General features: G+C 42.1%; 10 protein-coding genes and 2 tRNA genes. 8 read left to right on the forward strand and 4 right to left on the reverse strand.

Annotation, left to right across the window (positions count from 1 at the left end; genetic code table 11):
- Window positions 1-107: 107 nt before the first annotated feature.
- Complete coding sequence (locus OQ279_RS13325; protein WP_266070460.1) at window positions 108-902, forward strand: DUF2797 domain-containing protein; 795 nt, start codon at window positions 108-110, stop codon at window positions 900-902.
- Between the two features lie 109 nt (window positions 903-1011).
- Here OQ279_RS13325 and OQ279_RS13330 read toward each other — a convergent pair whose 3' ends face one another.
- Window positions 1012-3669 (reverse strand): AsmA family protein, encoded by a 2658-nt coding sequence (locus tag OQ279_RS13330; RefSeq protein WP_266070461.1) that lies wholly within the window; start codon window positions 3667-3669, stop codon window positions 1012-1014.
- A 173-nt stretch (window positions 3670-3842) separates the two neighbouring features.
- Here OQ279_RS13330 and folK point away from each other — a divergent pair, with 173 nt between their 5' ends.
- On the forward strand, window positions 3843-4964 hold the full coding sequence (gene folK, locus OQ279_RS13335; RefSeq protein ID WP_266070462.1) for a 2-amino-4-hydroxy-6-hydroxymethyldihydropteridine diphosphokinase: 1122 nt from the start codon (window positions 3843-3845) through the stop codon (window positions 4962-4964).
- Between the two features lie 507 nt (window positions 4965-5471).
- On the opposite strand, the gene OQ279_RS13340 is transcribed toward folK, so the two are convergent.
- A complete protein-coding gene (locus OQ279_RS13340; protein WP_266070463.1) occupies window positions 5472-6014 on the reverse strand; it encodes an RNA methyltransferase in 543 nt (180 codons plus the stop codon).
- 219 nt (window positions 6015-6233) lie between these two features.
- Here OQ279_RS13340 and mutS point away from each other — a divergent pair, with 219 nt between their 5' ends.
- The 3 genes from mutS to OQ279_RS13355 all read left to right on the forward strand — a co-directional run bounded on the left by mutS (window position 6234) and on the right by OQ279_RS13355 (window position 9168).
- Window positions 6234-8819: a DNA mismatch repair protein MutS gene (gene mutS, locus OQ279_RS13345; RefSeq protein WP_274704472.1), complete on the forward strand. Its 2586-nt coding sequence runs from the start codon at window positions 6234-6236 to the stop codon at window positions 8817-8819.
- Between the two features lie 106 nt (window positions 8820-8925).
- Window positions 8926-8998 (forward strand) — tRNA-Gly (locus tag OQ279_RS13350).
- 84 nt (window positions 8999-9082) lie between these two features.
- Window positions 9083-9168 (forward strand) — tRNA-Leu (locus OQ279_RS13355).
- 162 nt (window positions 9169-9330) lie between these two features.
- Here the strand turns inward: OQ279_RS13355 and OQ279_RS13360 are convergent.
- A complete protein-coding gene (locus tag OQ279_RS13360; protein WP_266070465.1) occupies window positions 9331-10557 on the reverse strand; it encodes a multidrug effflux MFS transporter in 1227 nt (408 codons plus the stop codon).
- A gap of 193 nt (window positions 10558-10750) precedes the next feature.
- Between OQ279_RS13360 and OQ279_RS13365 the strand changes: the two genes are divergently transcribed.
- The gene (locus tag OQ279_RS13365) at window positions 10751-11416 is read left to right on the forward strand and encodes a class I SAM-dependent methyltransferase (RefSeq protein WP_266070467.1); all 666 of its coding nucleotides are present in this window, start codon (window positions 10751-10753) and stop codon (window positions 11414-11416) included.
- A gap of 29 nt (window positions 11417-11445) precedes the next feature.
- Here the strand turns inward: OQ279_RS13365 and OQ279_RS13370 are convergent, their stop codons facing one another.
- A complete protein-coding gene (locus OQ279_RS13370; RefSeq protein ID WP_266070468.1) occupies window positions 11446-11781 on the reverse strand; it encodes an ArsR/SmtB family transcription factor in 336 nt (111 codons plus the stop codon).
- Between the two features lie 310 nt (window positions 11782-12091).
- Between OQ279_RS13370 and OQ279_RS13375 the strand changes: the two genes are divergently transcribed.
- Entirely contained in the window at window positions 12092-14728 is a 2637-nt protein-coding gene (locus OQ279_RS13375; RefSeq protein ID WP_266070469.1) for a PAS domain S-box protein, read from the forward strand.
- Window positions 14721-15098, forward strand: a complete 378-nt coding sequence (locus OQ279_RS13380) for a response regulator (RefSeq protein ID WP_266070470.1) — start codon at window positions 14721-14723, stop codon at window positions 15096-15098. The genes OQ279_RS13375 and OQ279_RS13380 overlap by 8 nt, the downstream gene beginning before the upstream one ends.
- The last annotated feature ends 247 nt before the right edge of the window (window positions 15099-15345 follow it).

Raw genomic sequence — 15345 nt, forward strand, 5'->3', positions numbered from 1 at the left:
TTTTTCTTTTTATCTTTGACCCCTTCAAACCGGGATGTAATCGGTTAAAATTAAAACTATTCTTACAGCTGGCAAAAAATTAAGCGGCGATAAAAATACTCTTTTCTATGACTTATGAAGGTGTGCTCAGAAAAATGAAAACTGAATTGGCAGAAACAGTACAGTATTATCTCATTTTTGAGCAGGATTTCCTGAATGTGAATCAGGTACTTGATAAACGCCTTGCTATCAATTTCCTCAATTATGAGTGTACGGGTTGTGGTAAGAAAAAGAAGGTTTTTGCTAATGGCGTTTGCTACAATTGCTTTATGGAACGGCCCGAAATGGGGGAGTGGGTAATACGCCCCGAACTCAGTAAGGCCCATCTTGACCAGGAGCATCGTGACCTTGAGTTTGAAAAAAAGGTACAGCTACAGCCGCATGTGGTCTACCTGGCCAACTCGAGCAATGTGAAAGTGGGGGTGACCCGAAAAAGTGAAATCCCAACCCGCTGGATCGACCAGGGGGCACACGAAGCCATAGAAGTAGTGGAAGTTCCCAACCGTTACCTTGCCGGAATCACAGAAGTTGCCCTAAAAGAACATCTTTCAGATAAAACCAACTGGCGCAGTATGCTCACAAATGACCTGAAAGATCTTGATCTTGCGGCTATACGAGATGATATGAGACAATATTTGCCGGAAGAAGTTCAGGACTACTACCTGGCAAGTTCCACCGAACTTGAAATTAAGTTTCCGGTGCTTAATTATCCTGCAAAATGCAAAACCCTTAACCTCGCAAAAACGCCATTTTACGAGGGTGTTCTAAAAGGGATCAAAGGGCAGTACCTCATATTTGAAGACGGCATGGTATTTAATGTACGAAAGCACGAAGGCTTTAACGTTAATCTTTCCCTGCAATAGGTTAGCAGTGATCAGAAAAATTTGATCATGCCTTCCGGAGAGTTTTAGAACCTGTACTTTCCGGTTACACAACATAAGTAAAGTCATCTGCGACAACTAGACTAAAGCATTACTGATTTTGGGTCGTATCTTTTTTCTTTCTGGAACCTCCCAGAATGCCACCCAAAATGTCTCTTGCAGTTTCTTTTACAGCGTCGCTGGTGTTCTTGCGAACAATAGAATCTTTTTGCGCGGGTGTCCGTGTGGTTGTGGTATCTGCGGTGTCCTTGTTTTTTCCGCCGCTAATAATGTCGCTCAAAACATCCCGTCCTTTTTCTTTTAGCGTCTCTTTTTGATTATCAATAATTTGTTGGGTAAGGCTACTCACCGCCTGCTGCATATTGAGGTTGATGTTAGGGTTGCTAAAGCTACCTGAAATATTTATAGGCAAGCCAACCGTCATATTTTCCTGCTCCTGTGCGCTTAGGCGAGAGAGGGTAGTGCCTATCTGGCTTCCCAAATATTTTGCAGGTATCTCCAGGGCCACCTTGTAATTCATGTCCATATCAAACCCGTGGGTACCCGAGGCCCTCGCTTTAATTCCCTTAATATTAAAATCGAACGGCTGCACCTCTACCTGCCCGTCATTAAAGGTAAGCCTGGTCTCCAGGTCTTTTAAATTTAGATTGTTAAGATCAATAAAGTTGAGGTTTTGATCCAGCTTTGTAAGCAGCGGAGTTTGTGCAGGGTTTACCTTTGCTCCCAGTATTTTTGCAAGCGCATTTCCGGTTAGCGTTTGTAGCTGCGGGGTGAGGTCATCGTTCAGGTTCCCTCGCAGGTCAATGTTGGTGGTAAGTTCACCCTGTAACGCCTGTGCAATTGGGGCGAGGTTTCTTAATAACTCCATATCCTTAAACGCCTGGACAATATCAATAGATTGTAAACCGAGTTGCATCGAGAAATTCGGAATTGCATCTCGTGTTGAAACAAGTCCGTTTAACAAGATCTTTCCGGCAAAGATACTTGAGGAAACATTAGACAAAGTAGCCGTTTCGTCTACTATTCTTAAACTTCCGCTGGTGTTTTCAAGCACCAGATTATCATAACGGACTTTCTTTGCCGAAAAGTCTATGTTGGCATCCAAAAATGACGGAATTTTAATGGCTTCATCTCCCGGTACTTCAGCTGTGGTAGCGGGTGTAGCTTCAGCTTCTTCGGTTGCAGTTTCTTTAACCATAAAATCATTGACCGAAAATGTATTGGAAGTTGCGGTAAAGTTTCCTTTAAGCTTTTGGTCTGTGAACAAAAATCCCATGAAGTTTTGTATGGTACCGTTAACGGCAAGGTCGGTTTTTCCCGTGGTCAATACGGTATTGTCAAGGCTCACTGTTGTGGGATTGAATTTTAGATTGGCAGTAGAGAGTTTTATCTCATTGGGAATTTCGGGAGAAGTGTAACTAAAATCCCTGATCACTGCAGTACCGCTGCTCTTCACATTTTGATACTGTTCCTTCTCTAAAGAGTTCATGTCAAAACTGGTGGTGAGATCTGCCGTGACAATTCCGTTGAGGTCCTGTTCCAGGTCAAGCGGGTAGGCCCGGGTGATGTTTGCAAGGTTGATGGTGCCCTGCAAAGCCAGGTTCACGAGCATATTTTCGGTAAGGTTTTTAATGCTTCCGCTGGCTCTAAAGGCATCCTCATCTATCCTGAAGTTAAGCTTGTCGATATTCAGATAAGTATCTTCAACCAGCCCTGTATCATTTTTAAGCACAGCTGCTATGTCTATATCTTTTACAGCCTTCGGAAGGTCTGGATATTTAAAAGCAGCATTATTTGAAACAATGTTGATCTCCATTTTAGGAATGTAAGTCTCATCTACAATTCCGCGGATGAATCCATCTACCACAAAATCTCCTGTGGTTTCCACGTTCTCAATATTCTTTGCGTACTCCTCAGGCATTACAGCCAGGAAGTTTTTAAAGGAGGAAGTAGGGGTTTTAAAGCTGATGTCTACTTCATTATTATCTTCATTGACCTGCACGTAACCGTCAAAAGTGAGCGGCAACTGATTGATAAGGGCCTCGTTCTCAAGAAAAGTATATTTCTGTTTTTCAAGATCCATTTCAAAATCGGCTTCCAGTTTCAGTTTGTTTCGGTTCAGGTAATTTACGCTGTCCATCTCGAAGCTCACCAGGGCGGTAGAGTAGGTGCTAAGGGTTGAGGTGCTGGCCGAAAAATCGCCTGTTCCGCGGTGATTCAAATCTTCCACGAGAAATGCCATTTTTGACCCCTTATCTACGTATTTCACTCGTGAATTGTTGATCTCATAGTGGTCCACATCAAAGCTAAAGCCGCCGCCCTCCGAAGTTTTGGTAGAAATCGTGTCCTGTATGGCAATGTCGTAATTGCTGTTTCCCAGGGTATCTATTGCGATGTTAAGAAAGGTATTGTCAATTTTTAAAGCATCTACTTTTTTGGGTTCATCTCCACCTTTAAAAAGTTCTGCAAGTGACATTTGAAGGGTCACTTCTTCGCTTAAAGCCAGCGTGTCGCCCTCAAATGGCGCATTGTTGATGATCTTTAGATTTTGAATGGCAAGCGTAGCATCGGGAAAATTCCTGAAGATGCTAAGGTCAATATCTTCAAAAGTGACTGTGGCATTAACGTTTTTGTTGATGGTTTCCTGCACCAGGTCCTTCAGTTGCTTTTCGAATAAAAAGGGCGTTAAGAACAAAATAAGTAGTATTACTCCTAAAACAATTCCCAGTATTTTTAAAAACTTTTTCATTTTTTACCTTTTTTAAGTTCCATTTTCCTCAAAGTCTGCTTTTAACTGCAAGTAGCAGGAAGCGTTAATTTTGTTGAAACTCTTTAAAACAAAGTTAAGGGTATGTGCATTTGTTTTGTTTAATTTGCTGTGAAATACTTGATCCCGTCTTACTAAAATTTTCTTAAGATCTCTTGAACCCTTTAAAAACCGTATTTATAGCTTTAGGAAGCAATGAAGGTGCCAGACTTGTTTTTTTACAACGCGCTATTGAAGAAATTCAGCAAAAGACAGGAGATGTAAGGGCAGTTTCGGGGGTTTATGAAACCCCTGCGATGGGATTTGAAGGCAGTTTTTTCCTCAATGCCTGTATTTTGGTAGAAACCAGGTTTAAGCCACATAAAATCTTAAAGCAACTGCTCGCGATAGAGAAAAAGCTGGGCCGCGAGAGAAAAATTGGTAGTGGATATCAAAACCGGCCTATAGATCTTGATATTTTACTTTTTGAAGATGAAATAATCACTTCGGAAGATCTTACAGTGCCACATCCCGAAATGCATCACCGCAATTTTGTACTGGCGCCGCTTGCCGATATTGCTTCGGAAATAAAACATCCCGTAAAAAAGCTATCTGTAAATGCCCTTTTTGACACCTTAGAAAAATCAGGTTTAAAACGTATTTCTGAAGAACTTCAGCTTCCGAAGAAATTTTCCTTTTCCAACTTCAATTACATCGCGGTTGAAGGAAATATTGGTGCCGGGAAGACCAGCTTTGCGACCATGGTGTCGCAGGATTTCAATGCCAAACTCATTTTGGAGCGGTTTAAGGATAACCCTTTCCTTCCGAAGTTTTATGAAGATAAATCGCGATATGCTTTTCCGCTGGAAATGTCTTTTTTGGCCGACAGGTATCAGCAGCTTTCAGATGATCTTGCGCAATACGACCTCTTTAAAGATTTCGTGGTTTCAGATTATGATGTTTTCAAATCTCTCATTTTTGCCAAGATCACGCTGCACGAAGATGAATACTCACTTTACCAGAAGCTGTTCAACCTCATGTATAAGGAGCTGGTAAAGCCCGATCTTTATGTGTATTTCTATCAAAATACCGAAAGATTACTGGCAAACATCAAAAAGCGTGGCAGGGAATACGAGCAGAATATTGAAGCCGATTACCTGGCAAACATCAACCGCAGCTACCTCTCCTTTATCAAGTCGCAACCCGGACTAAACGTCAAGATCATCGATATATCTGAACTTGATTTTGTGCAAAAGAGGGAAGATTATTTGCTCCTTCTCAAGGATATCACTGGCTAAACTGGTTCAATGTTTAAGGTTCAGGGAGATTTTATGAGTTCACGCAGAGACCGCTAAGGAGGCGCAAAGCTCGCAAAAGAAATCTCCTATTTTTTTCTTCGTACTTCTAACTTCTTCAGGTTTCCCGCTGATTCCGCAGATCTTCGCAGAAATTCTCTTTTGCAGTTTTGAATTCCGTAGGATCGATTTAAACGTAAGCTTTATTTTTAAAAATTGATAAAAAGGATTAAAAATTCGAGGTTGAACCTGACCTCTACACGCTAGTTCGATAATGTGTTCAACGGCCTAAGAACATTTGACGTAAAATTTGAAGTGCAGCTGCCGTAAAATTTTAGGCTGCCTGCCTGCCGGTAGGCAGGTTTGAGCGTGAAGATTGTTTCTTTTTTGCACCTTAATTCCCGCGAGTTCCTAAAATTTAGGAAGCAAATGAAAAATTTAGGCAAAGGTTCTTAAGCCTAGATTTTTTGGTTCTTTTTCATCAATGGGAAAAGAACAGGGTAAAATTATTTAGGAAGAATATTTCATTTTCGAAAAAATATCCCATAGCACCACTCCGGCGCTTACGGCAATATTTAAAGAATGCTTGCTGCCCAGTTGCGGAATTTCCAGGACGCCGTTGCTGGCCGATACTACTTTTTGCTGTACGCCTTTTACTTCGTTACCAAAGACGAGGGCGTATTTTTGCCCTTTTTGAGGAGTAAAGGCATCGAGGAATTCGGCGCCTTCGGCTTGTTCTACCGAGTATACTTTTACTTCTTGCTGCTGCAGTTCTTTTACCAGTTCCAGAACATCTTCGCGATGCTCCCAGGCAACAGTTTCGGTAGCCCCAAGGGCTGTTTTATGAATATCTTTATGTGGCGGAGTGGCTGTGATTCCGCAGAGATAGATTCTTTCGATTAAAAAAGCATCGGCAGTACGAAAAACGGAACCTATATTGTTCAGGCTCCTCACGTTGTCTAAAATGACAATTACCGGGGTCTTTCTGGCCGACTTGAATTCTTCAGTAGATTTTCTATCGAGTTCGCTGTTCTTCAGCTTTCGGTTTTCCATGTGCCAAAAATAGAGAATTCAGCAGTACTTTCAGAAAATAGCAGGGCGATGAATTTCACTTCAGCATAAATTAAGAGCTTTGGTTGACAGCTTGTGGATAAAAGTTTGAAAATGAGAAAAGGGAAGATTATCTTTAAAGGGAGAGAATGCATATTTTAGCCCTCAGCAAAAAAATTGAGCCCAGTGTCAGGAAAATCAGAGAAGAAAGTCACGCCGTTAATGCAGCAGTACAACAAGATCAAGAAGAAATATCCTGATGCCATGTTGCTGTTTAGGGTGGGCGATTTTTACGAGACTTTTGGAGAAGATGCTGTGAAAGCTTCGCGTATTCTCAATATTGTGCTTACCAATCGCAATAATGGGAGTGAGCGCAGTGAACTGGCCGGTTTTCCGCATCATTCCCTTAATACTTACCTGCCAAAGCTGGTAAAAGCGGGGGAGCGGGTGGCCATTTGCGACCAGCTTGAAGATCCTAAACTTACCAAAACGATCGTAAAGCGTGGGGTGACCGAACTGGTAACGCCCGGCGTGGCTATGAATGATGAGGTGCTGCAAAGCAAGACCAATAATTTTTTATGTGCGGTTCACTTCGGAAAAAAGTCGCTGGGAATATCATTCCTGGATGTTTCTACCGGAGAATTTTTGGTTGCAGAAGGTACGGCAGATTATATTGACAAGCTACTTCAAAATTTTAGTCCCAGTGAAGTGCTGGTGCCAAAGCAGAAGAAAAAGGAATTTTACAGCAGTTTTGGGCAGGATCATCACGTATTCTTTCTTGAAGACTGGGTGTTTAAGCACGATTACGCTTATGAAAACCTCAATACCCACTTTAGTACAAAATCTTTAAAGGGTTTTGGAGTGGAGCACCTGCTTGAGGGAATTGTCGCGGCAGGGGCAGTACTTTATTATCTGGGCGAGACCCAGCACCATCGCCTGCAGCACATTACCGGGATTACGCGCATTGCCGAAGAGGAATATGTGTGGATGGACAGGTTTACTATCCGCAACCTTGAACTATATACTTCTAACGCACAAAATGCAGTGACGCTGCTAGATGTTATTGATCACACTATTTCGCCTATGGGCGGGAGAATGTTGAAGCGCTGGCTGGCGTTACCTCTTAAGAATTCTGAAAAAATTAAAAGACGGCACCGGGTGGTGGCCCACCTGGTAGAGAAGACCGAAATTCTCGAAAAAACGAGAAACCATATCAAGAAGATCAGTGACCTGGAGCGGCTTATTTCTAAAGTAGCCACGGGTAAGGTTTGTCCGCGGGAGGTAATTCAGTTAAAGAATTCCCTGGAGGCTGTGATCCCTGTGAAAGCCCTGGCAACAGAGTCGGGGGAAGAGGCGCTAAAAGTACTGGGGGAGAATTTGCAGAGCTGTGATTTGCTTCGGAATAAAATAAAAGAGACGCTCTACGAGGATGCGCCGGTGAATATTCATAAGGGGAATACTGTTGCCGAAGGATTTTCAGGCGAGCTGGATGAACTTCGGGAAATAGCATTTTCGGGCCGCGATTATTTAGATAAGCTGCTGGAGCGGGAGAGTGCCGCCACCGGGATCACGTCGCTCAAGATTGGGAGCAACAATGTCTTTGGCTATTATATTGAGGTGCGTAATGCCCATAAAAATAAGGTGCCCGAGAACTGGGTGCGAAAACAAACCCTTGTAAACGCCGAACGTTATATTACCCAGGAGCTAAAAGAATATGAAGCGAAAATTCTGGGGGCTGAAGAGAAAATACTGCACCTGGAGCAGGAGATCTTTACAAAGTTGGTCACGTGGATTGGAGATTATATTCAGCCGGTACAGCAGAACGCTACTATAATAGGTCAGCTGGACTGTTTGTGTTCTTTTGCACAGCACGCGATCCTCGCAAACTACAGCAAACCCGAAATTGATGACTCTTTTGAACTGGAGATCACTAATGGAAGGCACCCGGTAATAGAGAAGCAGTTGCCGCTTTCGGAAGCTTATATTGCCAATGATGTTTACCTGGACAGGGAGAATCAGCAAATCATCATGATCACCGGGCCAAATATGAGTGGTAAGTCGGCCATTCTACGGCAAACAGCACTTATCGTACTCATGGCACAAATGGGCAGTTTTGTGCCTGCCGAGACGGCAAGAATTGGTCTTATTGATAAGATCTTTACCAGGGTGGGTGCCAGTGACAACATTTCTATGGGAGAATCTACTTTTATGGTAGAAATGAATGAAACGGCGAGTATCCTGAATAACCTTTCAGATAGGAGCCTCATTTTGCTCGACGAGATTGGCCGGGGTACAAGTACCTACGACGGAATTTCCATCGCCTGGGCGATCACCGAATATTTGCATGAACATCCTGCCAAAGCAAAAACGCTCTTTGCTACCCATTATCACGAGCTGAATGATATGGGAGAAACCTTTAACCGTATTAAGAATTTCAATGTTTCAGTAAAAGAGTTGAAAGACAATGTGCTGTTCTTAAGGAAGCTGGTGCCGGGAGGTAGTGAGCACAGTTTCGGAATTCATGTGGCCCGAATGGCCGGGATGCCGCAACAGGTGTTGAGAAGAGCCAATAAGATCTTGAAAAAGCTGGAAGACTCCCACGGGATGAAAGAAAAATCGGGAGCCTTAAAGAAATCGGCAGAAGAAGATATGCAGCTTAGTTTCTTTAATCTTGATGATCCTATTCTTGAAGAGCTCAGGGAAGAGATTCATCATCTTGATATTAATACACTTACGCCTGTAGAGGCTTTGATGAAGCTCAATGAGATCAAGCGGATGCTTACCAGCAGACAGAAGGCGGGGGTTTAAGGCTAGAAAAAACCCTGTTGTTTTTTCAAAAAAATCTTTGCCAGTTTCAGAAATGTATTAAATTTGCACCGCAATACTCTCTAATAGGAGAGAAGTTCTTTAAAACGCGAAAATAGCTCAGTTGGTAGAGCGCCACCTTGCCAAGGTGGAGGTCGCGGGTTCGAATCCCGTTTTTCGCTCTGCATGGAGAGACCCGGGTTGCCCGGGTTTGTTTTTTAAACACGTTGGACTTAAGATCCAATGAGCTCCATATAAAGTTCCACGCTCGGATGGTGGAATTGGTAGACACGTTGGACTTAAAATCCAATGAACAGCAATGTTCGTGCGGGTTCAAGTCCCGCTCCGAGTACAGAAACCCTCTTTATCTTATTGATTTAGAGGGTTTTTAGTTTTTAGCTCTATCTTTTTGACATTATCTTGTACAGTCGAAGAATACAGGATGCTTTAGATGTAAATGTCTTTATGACTTTCCTAAATTGCTACATTTTTAAAAAAAAAACTATTTACCTCCTTACCTGGTGATCAACACCATTGATCTTTTCTCTTTGGCCTGAAACCGGAAGAGCAGTAGAGAACTAAGGCTCAGGCAAACCAGAATTGTAAGTGCCAGCGGGAGCATGCTAATGCCGGTGAACTTACTAATGATAAAAGAAGCCACAGCACCCAAAATCATTTTTAGGCTGCCAACCAAAGCTGATGCCCTTCCTGCTTTCCTTTCAAACGGATACAGGGAAAGGGCAGTAGTATTCGGGTTTTGAAAGCCCAGTAAAAACAGAATCAGGAATAACAACAGGGTTGTCGTATAGAAATTTCCTCCAAAAAAACTGTTTAGCACGAAGAGCATAGAAAGGCCTACCAGGATCACGCTTATCACCACAGTAACTCTAAAGGTGGTGTAGCGTTTTAATACCAGCCGGTTTAGCTGACTTCCGGCTATTAATCCGGCGGCATTGAGTCCGAATAACCAGCCAAAATGGGTTTCACTCATATTAAACCTGTCCATAAACAAAACAGGCGCGTTTGAGATGTAGGCGAACATTGCACCTATAGTCAAACTCCCGGCCAGGGAAAAAGTCAGGAAAATTTTGTTTCTAAAGATTCCCCAGTACTTAGAAGTCATGTTTTTCAATTCCAGCTTGACCGACTCATCGGGAGCTACACTTTCAGGAAGAAATTTGAGGACACTAAAAAACATTAGTCCGGCTAAAACTGCCAGCACGAGGAAAATACTATGCCAGGAAAAGTAAGCGATTACCATACCTCCCACTGTAGGAGCAATAATTGGCGCACCTCCCATGATCAACATGAGGAAGGAAATAGCCCTGGCCACTTCTTCAGAAGGAAAGATATCCCGCACTACCGCTTTAGAAGCCACCATTCCTGCAGATGCTCCTACCGCAAGGAAGAAACGGGAAATGATGAGCCACGTAAGGTTTGGTGAATAAAAGCAGCTCATTGCTGCAATTGCATAGATCACCAGCCCAATGAGCAGGGGGCGCTTGCGGCCATACCTGTCCATAATAGGTCCGTAAGCTAACTGCCCCAGGGCAATTCCTATAAAATAGCTGGTAAGTGAAAAGCCTACCTGGGCTTTGGTAATACTGAATTCTTCTGCGATACTCTCAAAGCCGGGAAGGTACATGTCTATGGAAAATGGCCCGAGGGCGATTAAAGTTCCCAGTACCAGGAGTATTATCTTTTCCCGCTTTTTGTCTCTTACACCATAATCTTCTTGCATCGTGCAAATTTCTGCTACAGCTGGCTTAAAACCAATTAGAATTGGAAACTTAACAAATAATTATCCTAAAAGGTTATAGCGTTGAGAATGTGTATTGAATTGTGGTTTCCAATCTTTAGTGCTTCCGGGTTTTATATTTTTGTCTTAGTTTGATTACTCGCGCTTCTAAAGAAAAAACCTTTTTCAGCTGATAATGTCCAAAAATAGTAAAACGAAGAAGCCTTGGCCTACCAAAGATGCCATGGTACAGATCTATGAAAACAACTTGTGGGGTGGTAATAAATCTGAATTCTACTCGGGTTCAGGCTCTCATCAACCCGAGACAGTGAATCCATATTTAGCTGTGGTATCTCCTTTTTTATCAAAATTTGAAACTCCTCCGATAGTCTGTGACCTTGGTTGTGGGGATTTTAATGTGGGTAAAGACCTGGTGAAATACTCAGGGAAGTATATTGCACTGGACATAGTTCCAGAGCTTATAGCACATAATAAGAAAAAGTTTAAAGCAGAAAATTTAGAATTTTGTACCCTGGATCTTGCAAAAGATGAATTGCCTTTGGGAGACGTTGCGATTCTTAGACAGGTCCTGCAACATTTATCGAATGAGGAAATAAAAAGCGTGGTTGAAAAATTATACGGTTTTAAATATGTCCTTCTAACTGAGCACATCCCGGAAGGAGATTTTGAACCTAATATGAACATTATCTCCGGGCAGGGTACCCGGTTAAAAAAACAAAGTGGCGTTGTCCTTTCCGCATCCCCGTTTAATTTTCAGGCCAGGGAAGAAAAACAATTGTTGTCTGTTCGATCTCCCGGATTTAAAGGAGTTTTAGTAACTACTTTGTATAAGCTTAAGTAAGCCATGAGAAGTTAGAGACAGTTGCAAATTTAGCAACAGTCATTTGTAGAAGGATCCTCAAACTTATTGAAAAGGCCGTTAAACTTCTCCTGAATTTCCTTCCATCGCTGCGGATTGATGCAATAGCACACTTTCGTGCCTTCAATAGTTCCCTGTATGATGCCAACATCTTTTAGTTCGTGTAAGTGCTGACTTATAGTGGCCTGTGCCAGCCCCAGTTCATTTACCAGATCTCCGTTAAAGCAGGTGTTTGACTTTAGCAGGAATTCAATAATGGCGATCCGTGCAGGATGAGCCAGTGCCTTGGCGGCCAGTGCTACATCGTTTTGAGCTTCTGTGAAGAGGTCGCTTTTCGTTACTCCCATTTTTTAAATTTTACATTGAGCATATGTACATCAAAATCATATTTAAGTGCACCTGGAGCCACAATAATTTTCCGGCTTTTTTTTAAATAATGCCGGGCAGCCAATTTACCTAATCTATTGTGATATTACGATATAAATTATGTTTGCAAATAAAAATATCAGGGAAGTTTCTGTACTTAGGGAGAAGTCTTTAGGGAAATTCTATAAATGTTTCTGTGCTTTAGCTCTAATTTAAAATTTTGAGATTTCTTTTGTAAAATAGCATCCCGAAAAGTTTATTTTAGCTTTTTTCCTAACAAATATCTTTTTTATGAAGAGTAGCCAGGTTCCTTTTAAGGAAGATCCTGAACAGATAGAATTTGCTAAAAATATCCTCATTTCCCTGCGCGATCCTGTCGTGGTGATCAATGAAGAGGGAATGATACTGGCTGCAACTCGCAAAATGTATGAGGTTTTTGAAACGCCTCCTGCTACTCTTCAAGGAATGAACCTTCTGTCTTTACTTGAAGATAAGAAGGAGAGTTCGCGAATTCCTGAACTTCTGGAGACCTTAAGAACTTCAGAAGAGGCGGTTAAAGATTTCCCGGTTCTGTTATCTTCAGCCAATCTTAAAAGGCATCGTTTTTCAATTAATGCTAATCGGCTGCCCCTTTATAATCAAAAAACTTATTTTCTTCTGTGTTTTACCGAAGTGCATGTTCTTCCCGATGGGAATATTGACTACCGTAAATTGTTGCATGAAGTACTTTCTGAAGCACCTGCTTTAATTTGTACTTTGAGAGGGAAAGACCATATTTTTGAACTCGCTAATCACAAATACCAGGACCTTTTAGAATTTCGTGAAATTATAGGGAAATCTGTCAAAGAAGTTCTTCCTGAAGTAGAGAATCAGGGCTTTATAAAAATGCTTGATGGGGTATACAATACCGGCAAACCCTTTATTGGTAAAGAAATAAGCCTTGATCTTAAGGGAGAGAATGGGGGAAAAACTGTGATGCTCGATTTTGTGTATCAGCCCATAAAAGATGCAGCCGGAAATGTGGAGGGAATTTTTGTTCATGCCGTAGACGTCACCGAAAAAGTGCTTAACCGTCAAAGCCTGGAGAACAGTGAAAAAGAACTGCGAAATGTCATTGATACTGTACCCGTAATTATTTGGATTACCAATCCGTTGGGAGAAGGAAATTATCTCAATAAAGAATGGTATCAATATACCGGGCAAACCAGGAAAGAGTCGTTGGGTGCCGGGTGGGTGGAGGCATTACACCCTGAAGATCGCGATAAGATCTATCAAAATTTCATGGAAGCTCACCGGGAACGAAAAGAATATCACGCAAAATTCAGGCTTCGGAATAAGAATGGTTCCTACAGGTGGGTGGTAGATCGTGGCCGACCCAAATGGACTTCTGAAGGAGAATTTGAAGGCCTCATAGGTACGGTGACCGATGTGCACGACGACTATCTCAAAGAACAGGTGATCAAAGAGAATGAGCACCGCATTCGCTCTATAGTAGAACAGGCAACTGTAGCCACGGCTGTCTATACGGGGAGGGAAATGACCATAGAGCTTGCTAACGATGCTATGATCGATCTTTGGGGGAAAACACGCGAGGTAGTAGGCAAATCGCTGCGGGAGGCGCTTCCCGAACTTGAAGGGCAGCCTTTTCACGACCTGCTGGACAAAGTTTTTACTACAGGGGAGACTTACTGGGGTAAAGAAGACAGGGTAGACCTTATGCGAAATGGCAGCTTGGAAACCGGGTACTATAATTTCACTTATAAGCCTCTGCGGAATGAGGAAGGTGAGATTATAGGCATACTCAATATGGGGCTTAATGTCACCGAAATGGTTGAGTCAAAAACACTTCTGAAGGAGAGGGAACGCCATTTTAAACTGATGGCCGATCTTATGCCGGGGAAGGTTATTAATACAGATGCCAGTGGTAAACCTATCTTCTTCAATCAAAATTGGTATGACTTTGTAGGTCTTGATTTTGAACAATTAAAAGAGTATAGCTGGGAGAACTTCATTCACCCTTCCGAAGAGAACGAGGTAAGAAAAAAATGGAGCCATTCCCTTAAAACCGGGAAAACCTTTGAAATGCAGTTAAGGCTTAGGGATAAAGATGGAAATTACTTGTGGCACCTAAGCCGGAATGAAGCAGTTAAAGGGGAGAACGGAGAAATTACCATGTGGATTGGTATAAGCACCGAAATACAAAGGCTTAAGGAAGAAGAAAAAAGAAAAGAAGATTTTCTCAAGATGGTGAGCCATGAACTAAAAACTCCCGTAACTTCTATTAAGGGCTACGTGCAGCTCTTACTAAACCTGCTTGAAAAGTATAAATTGGAGATCCCCGGTAATGTTCCGCTTAAGCCGTCCCTGGAGCGCATAGATAACCAGATTGTGCGGCTCACAAGGCTCATTGCCGAAATTCTTGATCTATCAAGGCTCGAAGAAAACAAGCTGGAGCTAAAAGAAGAGGAATTTGATCTCAACGAGATGGTAGAGCAAACCATTCAGGATATAAAGCTTACCAACACACAGCACCAAATGGAGATTTTCCACTCCCATAGGGCCCGTGTATTTGCAGATAAAGACAGGATAGGGCAGGTGCTTATTAATTTTATTACCAATGCTATCAAATATTCACCCGACAGCCAGTACATTCAAATTCACGTTATAAAAGTAGGTTCAGATAAGGTAGCGGTGAGTGTTAGGGATAAAGGAATAGGTATTGATGCAAAATTCCATAAGAATATCTTTAAAAGGTTCTACAGGATAGGAGTGGAAAGTAAAGAGACCTACTCAGGCTTTGGAATAGGTTTGTATCTTGCCAATGAAATTATTGAGCGCCACAACGGCTATATAGAAGTAAAAAGTAAAATAGGGGAAGGTTCAGACTTTAGTTTTGTGCTTCTTGAAAATAAACAGGAAAATGAATAAAAAGAAGATACTGGTTGTCGATGATGACTCCGGAATAGGGGAAATGCTCAAGACGCTTCTCGAGTTTTACGATTTTGACGTGATAGTTACGGCAAGACCAGAAGAGACTGAAAGGCTTATTCTTGAAGAAAACATCGATTTGGTGATGCTGGACATGCTCATATCTGGTATAAATGGTACCGATGTTTGTGCCCGTCTGCGAAATAACCCCGAATTTAAAGATACTCCGGTGCTCATGATGTCTGCCCTGCATGATGCCGGTGCAAAATGTAAAGAAGCGGGGGCAAATGATTTTATAGCCAAACCTTTCGAAATGGATGACCTTGTGGAAAAGATACAATTAATCCTGGGGCAAAAAATGGCAAAGTAAGGAGGTGATTTTCTGCGGAAAACCTAACGGAACGAATAATCTAATTTGGCTTCTGGCTGAAGTAGTCTGCTTCAATATTTAGGCGTAAAAAGGTGCTGATTATATGCCTTTTCCTTATGAGCAGGCCCAAAAATGCCATTTTTCAGATGCAATTTCCATGCATCTGAGAAATTCGGATAAACAGGATCATACAGCTGCTGCTTTTTAGGGACTTTCAGTGTAAAAAGTGTGTTTTTTGTCTCATTTT

The organism is Salinimicrobium profundisediminis (assembly GCF_026241755.1).
Classification (GTDB): domain Bacteria; phylum Bacteroidota; class Bacteroidia; order Flavobacteriales; family Flavobacteriaceae; genus Salinimicrobium; species Salinimicrobium profundisediminis.

Bases quoted from the DNA above. Each gene is read 5' to 3' on its own strand.
- OQ279_RS13370 (WP_266070468.1), bottom strand. From the start codon at position 11,781: ATGGGAGTAACGAAAAGCGACCTCTTCACAGAAGCTCAAAACGATGTA.
- OQ279_RS13360 (WP_266070465.1), bottom strand. From the start codon at position 10,557: ATGCAAGAAGATTATGGTGTAAGAGACAAAAAGCGGGAAAAGATAATA.
- OQ279_RS13330 (WP_266070461.1), bottom strand. From the start codon at position 3,669: ATGAAAAAGTTTTTAAAAATACTGGGAATTGTTTTAGGAGTAATACTA.
- OQ279_RS13365 (WP_266070467.1), top strand. From the start codon at position 10,751: ATGTCCAAAAATAGTAAAACGAAGAAGCCTTGGCCTACCAAAGATGCC.
- OQ279_RS13375 (WP_266070469.1), top strand. From the start codon at position 12,092: ATGAAGAGTAGCCAGGTTCCTTTTAAGGAAGATCCTGAACAGATAGAA.
- OQ279_RS13325 (WP_266070460.1), top strand. From the start codon at position 108: ATGACTTATGAAGGTGTGCTCAGAAAAATGAAAACTGAATTGGCAGAA.
- mutS (WP_274704472.1), top strand. From the start codon at position 6,234: ATGCAGCAGTACAACAAGATCAAGAAGAAATATCCTGATGCCATGTTG.
- OQ279_RS13380 (WP_266070470.1), top strand. From the start codon at position 14,721: ATGAATAAAAAGAAGATACTGGTTGTCGATGATGACTCCGGAATAGGG.
- OQ279_RS13340 (WP_266070463.1), bottom strand. From the start codon at position 6,014: ATGGAAAACCGAAAGCTGAAGAACAGCGAACTCGATAGAAAATCTACT.